At 75.8% G+C, this 8,384-nt stretch carries 6 protein-coding genes and 1 pseudogene; 2 read left to right on the top strand and 5 right to left on the bottom strand.

What is annotated here, in order from left to right:
- Positions 1–209: 209 nt before the first annotated feature.
- The gene (locus ACLQ2V_RS27745) at positions 210–629 is read left to right on the top strand and encodes a YchJ family protein (protein ID WP_425721584.1); all 420 of its coding nucleotides are present in this window, start codon (positions 210–212) and stop codon (positions 627–629) included.
- Positions 630–1,052: 423 nt separating this feature from the next.
- On the opposite strand, the pseudogene ACLQ2V_RS27740 reads toward ACLQ2V_RS27745, so the two are convergent.
- A pseudogene (locus tag ACLQ2V_RS27740) lies at positions 1,053–1,698 on the bottom strand (mechanosensitive ion channel family protein); the annotation flags it as partial.
- 210 nt (positions 1,699–1,908) lie between these two features.
- On the bottom strand, positions 1,909–3,606 hold the full coding sequence (locus ACLQ2V_RS27735) for a serine/threonine-protein kinase (protein WP_425721582.1): 1,698 nt from the start codon (positions 3,604–3,606) through the stop codon (positions 1,909–1,911).
- 385 nt (positions 3,607–3,991) lie between these two features.
- On the opposite strand from ACLQ2V_RS27735, the gene ACLQ2V_RS27730 reads away from it, so the two are divergent.
- A complete protein-coding gene (locus ACLQ2V_RS27730) occupies positions 3,992–5,419 on the top strand; it encodes an endo-1,4-beta-xylanase (RefSeq protein WP_425721580.1) in 1,428 nt (475 codons plus the stop codon).
- 97 nt (positions 5,420–5,516) lie between these two features.
- Here ACLQ2V_RS27730 and ACLQ2V_RS27725 read toward each other — a convergent pair whose 3' ends face one another.
- From ACLQ2V_RS27725 to modA, 3 genes are read right to left on the bottom strand one after another with little or no spacing between them, the layout of a single operon-like run.
- A complete protein-coding gene (locus ACLQ2V_RS27725) occupies positions 5,517–6,725 on the bottom strand; it encodes an ABC transporter ATP-binding protein (RefSeq protein ID WP_425721578.1) in 1,209 nt (402 codons plus the stop codon).
- Positions 6,722–7,552 (bottom strand): ABC transporter permease, encoded by an 831-nt coding sequence (locus ACLQ2V_RS27720; protein WP_425721590.1) that lies wholly within the window; start codon positions 7,550–7,552, stop codon positions 6,722–6,724. Before ACLQ2V_RS27720 ends, ACLQ2V_RS27725 begins: the two co-directional genes overlap by 4 nt.
- Positions 7,549–8,322: a molybdate ABC transporter substrate-binding protein gene (gene modA, locus ACLQ2V_RS27715; protein WP_425721588.1), complete on the bottom strand. Its 774-nt coding sequence runs from the start codon at positions 8,320–8,322 to the stop codon at positions 7,549–7,551. The genes ACLQ2V_RS27720 and modA overlap by 4 nt, the downstream gene beginning before the upstream one ends.
- Between the last annotated feature and the right edge of the window lie 62 nt (positions 8,323–8,384).

The raw sequence follows: 8,384 nt of genomic DNA, 5'->3' as shown, positions 1-8,384 counted from the left end.
CTGACCCACCACACCACCGCACCACACGAAGGGCCGGCCCCCACCCGGGGACCGGCCCTTCACCACACCCACACCCAGCCAGGGGCCAGCCGCCGCGCCGGGCACCCGGGGCCGCCCGACCGCCCGGTGGCGCGGAGACCACCGGGCGGAGGGCGGCCGGACGCGGAGCCGCAGGCGGACCCCGACCGCCGCTGCGGCAGGATGGGCCCGTGGCGAAACGACCCAACCGTGGCGGCGCACCCCTCGACCCGGCCGGCCCGTGCCCCTGCGGCACCGGCCAGCCGTACGCCTCGTGCTGCGGCCGCCTGCACCGGGGCGAGGCGGAAGCGGCGACCGCCGAGGCCCTGATGCGGTCCCGGTTCAGCGCCTTCGCCGTCGGCGACACCGCCTACCTGCTGCGCAGTTGGCACCCCTCGACCCGGCCCGCGCGGCTGCGCCTCGACCCCGGGCAGCGGTGGACCCGGCTGGACATCCTCGACACCGAGCGCGGCGGGCTCTTCGACAGCACCGGCACCGTCGCCTTCCGGGCCCACTACCGCCAGGCCGGCCGGCCCGGGACGCTCACCGAACACAGTCGCTTCACCCGCGACGACGGCCGCTGGACCTACCTCGACGCGCTGCCCGACTGATCCGATCCGTCCCGGCCCCGCAGGGCACGGGCAGGGCGCGCGCTCAGCGCGCGGAGGCGTCCCCACCCGGCCGGGGAATGACCATCGTGGCGTCCTCCGGCAGGGAGACCACCTGCGTCCGGTCGGCGTCGTCGCCGCCGGCCACGGCGGGCACGATCTGCGTGCGGTCGACGTCGTCGTCGCCCGGGGTCGCCCTCGGCACCACCTGCGTCCGGTCGGCGTCCGTGGCCCTCACCGCCGGCACGACCTGCGGCACGACCTGCGTCCGGTCGGCGTCGTCGGCCGGCGGTGCCGTGGCCGCCTGCTTCTCCGCCGCCTCGCGCGCCGACTTCTCCGCCGCCTCGCGCGCCGACTTCTCCGCCGCCTCGCGCCGCTGCGCCTGGTAGGCCCGCGCGTGCGTCGCGATGGTCTGCGACTCCCGCTCCGCCCGGCTCAGCCACGACTCCCACCGGCTCTGCATCGGACGCACCAGCCCGCCGCCGACGCCGACGACGAGGATGCCGCCGATGGTCGCCAGCACCGCCACCAGCACCGGCGTCGTCACCGCCGTCGCCACACCGATCTGGTCGAGGGCCGCGATGACGCCCAGGCCGATGATGAAGACCGACGCGACGTTCGCCAGCACCCGCCCGTACGACAGGCCGCCCAGCGCGCCGCTGATGATGTCCTTCACCGCGTGCGCGATCGCCGCGGCGACCACCACGATCACGATCGCCACGAAGGCCCGGGGCAGCCACGCGACCACCCCGGCGATCAGCTCCGAAACCGGGTTGGGCCCCCAGATGCCGAACGCGAGCTGCAACGTCACCAGCAGCAGCGCGTAGTAGGCCAGCTTCGCCACGATGTCGCTCGCGTCGTACCGGGACCGGGCCAGCGCGGTCTTGATCCCGCCGCGCTCGACCGCCCGATCGAACCCGACCCGTTCCAGCACCGCGCCCACGACCTTCAGCACGGCCTTCGCGATCAGCCAACCGGCCACCAGGATCGCCACGAACCCGACGGCCTTGGGCAGGAAGAGCAGCACCGCACCCAGGGCCTCCCCCACGGCGTCGCCGACGTTGTCTCTCATCAAGAATCCTCACCCCAGGGTCGCAACGGATCCGGCGGGTCTACCCTGGCTGGCCCGCGCGGAAACACCATCGCACCACGTACGGCCCACCGGAAGCGTGAAGCGTAGGCGTTGCCGGACCGCCGCGTCGCGGGGGCACCGATGACGGCGCCGGCAACCCACCGGGCCGGTCGGGGCCACCACCCGGCCGTGCCCTCGCGCCGCGCGCGCTCAGTCCGCGGCGCAGGTCGAGCGGAGGCTCACGTACGCCGGCCCGACCGGCCCGGCGGAATTGCCGGCGGCGTCGACGGCGCTCACGTGCAGTGCGATCTGTGCGGTCTCGGCGGGCTGGTCGAACGGGCCGAGGGTGGCCTGGAACCCGCCCCCGCCCACCGACGACATGCCCACCGTGGCGGGCTGCTGCCCGACGGTGTACCGCAGCGTCACCCGCAGCCCGGCGGCGGCGGACCGGTCGTCGGTGACGGTGACGGTGACCGGCGTGGAGGTGACCCCGTACGGGCAGCCCCGTGGGGTCAGGGTGCTCGACCTGGCGGCCGGCGCGCCGACCGTGGGGGCGGTGACGTCCGCCGGTGGCGGGGACGGTGTCGGTGTGCCGCCGGCCGACGCGGTGGCCCTGGGCGTCGGGGACGGCGCGGCGGTAGTGGGCCGCGCCGTGGGCGACGGCGGCCGGGACGACGCGGCCGCCGTCGCGCTGGCGGAGGTCGCCGCCACGGCGGAAGGACTCGGCGTGGCCGACGGGGTCGGGCTGGCCGGCGGCGGCGGCGCGACGGAACTGGGCCTCGGGTCCGCCACGACCGCGAGCGGACCGGCGGCCTCCATCGGGGTGGCGGGGTCGGGCTCGTCGGTGGCGGCGTACCGGTAGCCGACGCCGCCGAGCAGCACCACCGTCACCAGGGCGCCGCCGACCAGGACCGGACGCCCAAGGCCGGTGCGCGCGCGCCGGCCCATACGGATCTCCCGACCCGCTGTCGAGCGCTTCTGCGGCACGCGAACCGCGCCGGCCTGGCCGGTGCTGCCCGCCGGTGGCTCGGAGAACGGGAAGAAGGCGACCAGCAGGGCGGCCCGTCGAGCCAGCTCGGAGCGGCCGTACTCCTCCCAGTCCGCCCCGTACGCCTCGGCGGCGACCTCCTCCAGTTCGGCGAGCAGGAGCTGCGCCGACTGGGCCCGCTCGTCGGACCGCTTGGCCATCCCCCGGCGCAGCAGGTCGTGCAGCGGCTGCGGGGCCGGGTCGGTGCGGACCGGCGCATGCGCGTGCTGGTCACGCAGGGTCGGCAGGCTCCGCCCGTCGTAGGGCGGACGACCGGTGAGGCACTCGAAGAGGGTGGCCGTGGCGGCGTAGATGTCACCGGCCGGGGAGGCCGCCGCACCCGTCCACTGCTCCGGGGCCAGGTAGCGGGGCAGGCCGGTGACCGTGCCGGCGAACTCCTGGCCCACCGGTCCGGCGATGCCGAAGTCCGCGAGCTTGCTCCACCCCTGGGCGGTGACCAGCACGTTCTCCGGCTTGTAGGCGCGGTGCAGCGCCCCCCGTTCGTGCGCGGCGGCGAGCGCGGCCAGGGAGTTCTTGAACACGCTCAGCGCGGCCTCGGGCCCGATGGGCCAGCCGGCGCGTAGCAACTGCCGCAGCGGAACCCCGTCGACCAGCTCCGTCACGACCGCCGCGCCCACCGGCGACTCGACGTACTCGTAGAGCTGGCAGACGTGCGGGTCGTCGATGTCGGCCAGCCGTCGGGCCTCGGAGCGGAAGAAGTCACGGAACGACGGGTCGCCACCGAGGTCGTCGACGAGGTACTTCACCGCGACCGGGGTGCCGGTCGTGTACTGGGTGGCGAGCACCACCCGCCCCGACGTGCTCGAGCCGAGCTGACGCACCTCGGTGTAGCCCGACACCCGCCAGCTCTCACCGTTCATGCACGGCCTCCACGGCTCTTCCGGAACGACGCCCGGCGTACCGGGACGTGTCCATTGTGGCGGTCGGGGTTTTCGCCTTCGTCGGCGGTCGGGTGGTTGCCGTGCGCCGGGGCACACGCCGCTTAAGGCATCCTAGGAGGCTGGGGTAATGGGGGCAGCGCCGGCGACGGTCTCCGGCTGCGGCGATTCCCCTGGATGCGGGCCGAATCGTCGCCCGCCCGAGGGCCGCGCGCCGAGGCACCGAAAATTTCGGAGGACGCTTTCCTGGGTCAGGGCGCGCCTCGCCCCTAGATGTTTCCGAAACATGTCGATAACGTGTATCGAAACTTACTGATGTTGCCGGCCGCGCGGCGACGTTTCGATCCACATCGGAGGGCAGTCAGGCATGAACAACCCCGCAGTCCACGAAGGCGGACGCAGCAGGGCCAGCGCCGGTCGACGCGCGGCGCTGATCACCGCCGCGGTCACCGCGGTCGCCGCCGGCACCGTGCTGGCCCTGGCCACCTCGGCCAGCGCCGGCACCACCCTGGCCACCTCGGCGGCGGAGCAGGGCCGCTACTTCGGTACGGCGGTGGCGGCGAACAAGCTGTCGGACTCCACCTACGTCGGCATCCTGAACCGCGAGTTCAACATGGTCACCGCCGAGAACGAGATGAAGTGGGACGCCACCGAGCCGTCCCAGAACCAGTTCAACTACTCCAACGCCGACCGCATCGTCAACCACGCCCGCGCCAACGGCATGCAGGTGCGCGGCCACGCGCTGGCCTGGCACATGCAGCAGCCGAGCTGGGCGCAGAACATGTCCGGCAGCGCCCTGCGCTCGGCGATGCTCAACCACGTCACCCAGGTCGCCACCTACTACCGGGGCAAGATCCACTCCTGGGACGTGGTGAACGAGGCGTTCGACGACGGCAACAACGGCGCCCGGCGCGACTCCAACCTCCAGCGCACCGGAAACGACTGGATCGAGGCCGCGTTCCGCGCCGCCCGCGCCGCCGATCCCGGCGCGAAGCTCTGCTACAACGACTACAACACCGACAACTGGAGCTGGGCCAAGACCCAGGCCGTCTACAACATGGTCCGCGACTTCAAGTCCCGGGGCGTGCCGATCGACTGCGTCGGCTTCCAGTCGCACTTCAACAGCGGCTCCCCCTACCCGAGCAACTACCGCACCACCCTGTCGAACTTCGCCGCCCTCGGCGTCGACGTCCAGATCACCGAGCTCGACATCGAAGGCTCCGGCAGCAGCCAGGCCACCGCCTTCCGCAACGTCACCAACGACTGCCTCGCCGTGCCCCGCTGCAACGGCATCACCGTCTGGGGCATCCGCGACACCGACTCCTGGCGCGCCAGCGGCACCCCACTGCTCTTCGACGGCAACGGCAACAAGAAGCAGGCGTACACCGCCGTCCTGGAGGCGCTGAACAGCGGCACGCCCGGCCCGACCACCCCGGGCCCGACGACGCCCGGCCCCACGACGCCCGGCCCCACCACCCCGCCGCCGACCACCCCGGCGCCCGGCACCGGCTGCGCGGCGGCGATGACCGTGCAGAGCTGGGCCGGTGGCTTCGTGGCGACCGTGCGGGTCACGGCCGGCGCGTCGGGCACCAACGGCTGGGCGGCCGGCGTCACGCTGCCCTCGGGTTCCGCCGTCACCAACGCGTGGAACTCGCAGGCCAGCGGCACCAGCGGCACGGTGAGCTTCGCCAACGTGGCCTACAACGGCAGGCTCGCCGCCGGCCAGGTCACCGAGTTCGGCTTCCAGGGCACCGGCACCGCGCCCTCCGGCACCCCCTCCTGCACCGCGAGCTGACCGGCTCCGGCCCGGCGTCGCGGCGTCGCCCCGCACCGCCGGGCCGCACGGACTCCACGGCCTGCCCCCGTCCCCGCCCGGACGGGGGCAGGCCCCGTCACGGCCCGCCGTCGCCGACCCCCGCCGGGTACGCGCGAATCTCCGCGGCCCCGACCGACGCCCAGACCCGCTGGCCCGGGACCAACCGGAGCCGGGCGGCGGCGGCCGGGGTCAGGTCGGCGGCCCCGGCGAGCGCCCCGCCGAGCCGCACGCGCAGGTTGTCCCCGTGCCGGTGCACCCCCTCGACGGTGGCCGGCCAGGTGTTGCGGAAACCGCCGTCCGCGTCGGATCGCCCGGCCGGGTCGGGCCGATCGGCCCCGGGCCGCCGGACGCCACCGGACCGGTCGGGCTCGGCCGGCTGCCCCGACCGGTCGGGGCCGTGCGGGTGCAGCGCCACGGCGGCGGGCGGGAACGCCACGAACGCGTCGCCGGCCACCCGGTCGGCTGTGGTCAGGGTCGACCCGCCGACCCGGACCACGGTCCCGTCGCCGTGGCCCCGGTGCAGGTTCAGCCCGACCAGGCGGGCGACGTAGTCGGTGCGGGGCCGGGCGGTGACCGAGGCGGCGTCGCCCTGCTGCACCACCCGGCCGCCCTCGACGACGACCAGCCGGTCGGCCAGCGCCAGCGCGTCGAGCGGGTCGTGGGTGACCAGCACCGTCGCGCCGGGATGCACCTCGAGGTGCCGGTGCAGCTCGGCGCGGGTGTCCAGGCGGGTACGGGCGTCGAGGGCGGCCAACGGCTCGTCGAGCAGCAGCAGGGTGGGATCGACGGCGAGGGCGCGGGCCAGCGCGACCCGCTGGGCCTGACCGCCGGAGAGCTGGCGGGGCTTGCGCCGGGCGTACCCGGTCAGCCCCACCCGGGCCAACCAGGCGTCGGCGACGGCGTGGGCGGCCCGCCGGTCCGCGCCCCGGCGGCGGGGCCCGAAGGAGACGTTGTCGCGGGCGTTCAGATGCGGGAAGAGCAGGTAGTCCTGGAAGACCACCCCGACGGCCCGGCGCTCCGGCGGGACCCACACCCCCCGGTCGGGGCGGTCGAGGTCCGTCCCGCCGAGGGTGAGGTGACCGGCGCTCAGCGGGTGCAGGCCGGCCAGGACCCGCAGCGCGGTGGTCTTGCCCGCGCCGTTGGGGCCCAGCAGCGCGACCACCTCCCCGGCCCCCGCCCGCAGGGCCACGTCCAGGTGGAACCCACCCCGGTCGGCGACGAGCCGGGCATCCAGCAGTGGCGCGGCACCGGCCACCCCTGCGGCGGGCGCGTCGGCGGCGGTCACGGGGCGGCGGTCCAGCGGTCGCGGAGCCCGGCGAGGATCGCCACGGAGACGGTGAGCAGGACGAGGCTGAGCACGATCGCGGCCTCCAGGTCGGTCTCCAGGGCCAGGTACACGGCCAGCGGCATGGTCTGCGTCCGGCCGGGGAAGTTGCCGGCGAAGGTGATGGTGGCGCCGAACTCCCCGAGGGCGCGGGCCCAGCAGAGCAGCGCGCCGGCCGCGACGCCGGGGGCGACCAGCGGCAGGGTGACGTGGGTGAAGATGGTCCACCGCCCGGCCCCCAGGGTGGCGGCGGCCTCCTCGTACCGCAGGTCCGCGCCGCGCAGGGCCCCCTCGACGGCGATGACCAGGAACGGCATGGCCACGAACGCCTCGGCCAGCACCACCCCGGCGGTGGTGAACGGCAGGCTGATCCCGAAGGTGGCGTCCAGCCAGCCGCCGAGCAGGCCGCGCCGGCCGAAGACCAGCAGCAGGGCGACGCCGCCGACCACCGGCGGCAGCACCAGCGGCACGGTGACCAGCGCCCGGACCAGCCGCCGGCCGGGAAACTCCACCCGCGCCAACAACCACGCCACCGGTACGCCGAGGGCGACGCAGAGCAGCGTCGCGACGGTCGCGGTGACCAGCGACAGCCGCAGCGCGGTGAGCACCCCCGGCGCGGCGAGCCGCTGCGGCAGACTCGCCCACGGGGTGCGGGCGAGCAGCCCGATCAGGGGCAGCAGGAGGAAGGCCAGCCCGAGGCCGGCCGGGACGAAGAGGGCCACGGGCATCCGTCGGCCGGGTACGCGGCGGCGCGGCAGGGCGGGCTGTCGGCGTACCACCGGGGTCAGGCCCGTGGTGGTTGGAAGCCGGCGGCGGTCAGCGCGGCCCGGCCCCGCTCGGCGCGCACGAACCCGACGAACTCCCGCGCGGCGGTCGGGTTGCCGGCCCGGCGCAGCGCGACGATCGGGTAGTCGTTGACGGCCCCGGCGGACTCGGGGAACTCCACGGCATGCACCTCGGCCGGCGCGGCGGTGGCGTCGGTGCGGTACACCAGCGCGGCGTCGACCTCGCCGAGGCGCACCTTGGACAGCGCGCCGCGCACGTCCCGTTCCAGGGTGACCGGGGTGAGCGGCACGCCGGCGGCGTCGAGAGCGGCGCGGGCCGCCGCGCCGCAGGGCACCTGCGCGGCGCAGAGCGCCACCCGCGTGCCCGCCCGGGTGAGGTCCGCCAGCCCGGTGACGCCCCCGGGGTTGCCCTTCGGCACGGCGATGACGAGCTGGTTGCGGGCGAAGACGACCGGCTCGCCGTCGGCGTCGCCGGCGGCGGTGACCGGGCGCATGGTCGCCGGGGAGGCGGCGGCGAAGACGTCGGCGGGGGCGCCCTGGTTGATCTGGGCGGCCAGGGCGGAGCTGCCCGCGAAGCTGAGGGTGACGGTGACGCCGGGGTGGGTGGCCTCGAACTCCCTGCCGAGCCGGGTGAACGCCTCGGTCAGCGACGCCGCCGCCAGGACGGTGAGCGGGCCGCGCACCGCGCCGCCGGGCGCGGCCGGCTCGGGCCCGGCGGCGCAGCCCGGCAGGGCGACGGCCAGGGCGAGCGCACCGGCCAGCGCGGCGCGCACGCGGCGCCCCGCGCGGGCGCGGCCGTGGGGGTCGGTGCGGGCGCGGGCGCGCAGGCCGGGGC

Source organism: Micromonospora sp. DT233, from assembly GCF_049841815.1.
GTDB lineage: Bacteria > Actinomycetota > Actinomycetes > Mycobacteriales > Micromonosporaceae > Micromonospora.
This window is presented reverse-complemented; position numbering and strand designations above follow the sequence as displayed.

Excerpts from the sequence above, each read along its gene's own strand:
- ACLQ2V_RS27735 (WP_425721582.1), bottom strand. The coding sequence starts at position 3,606 with ATGAACGGTGAGAGCTGGCGGGTGTCGGGCTACACCGAGGTGCGTCAG.
- ACLQ2V_RS27730 (WP_425721580.1), top strand. The coding sequence starts at position 3,992 with ATGAACAACCCCGCAGTCCACGAAGGCGGACGCAGCAGGGCCAGCGCC.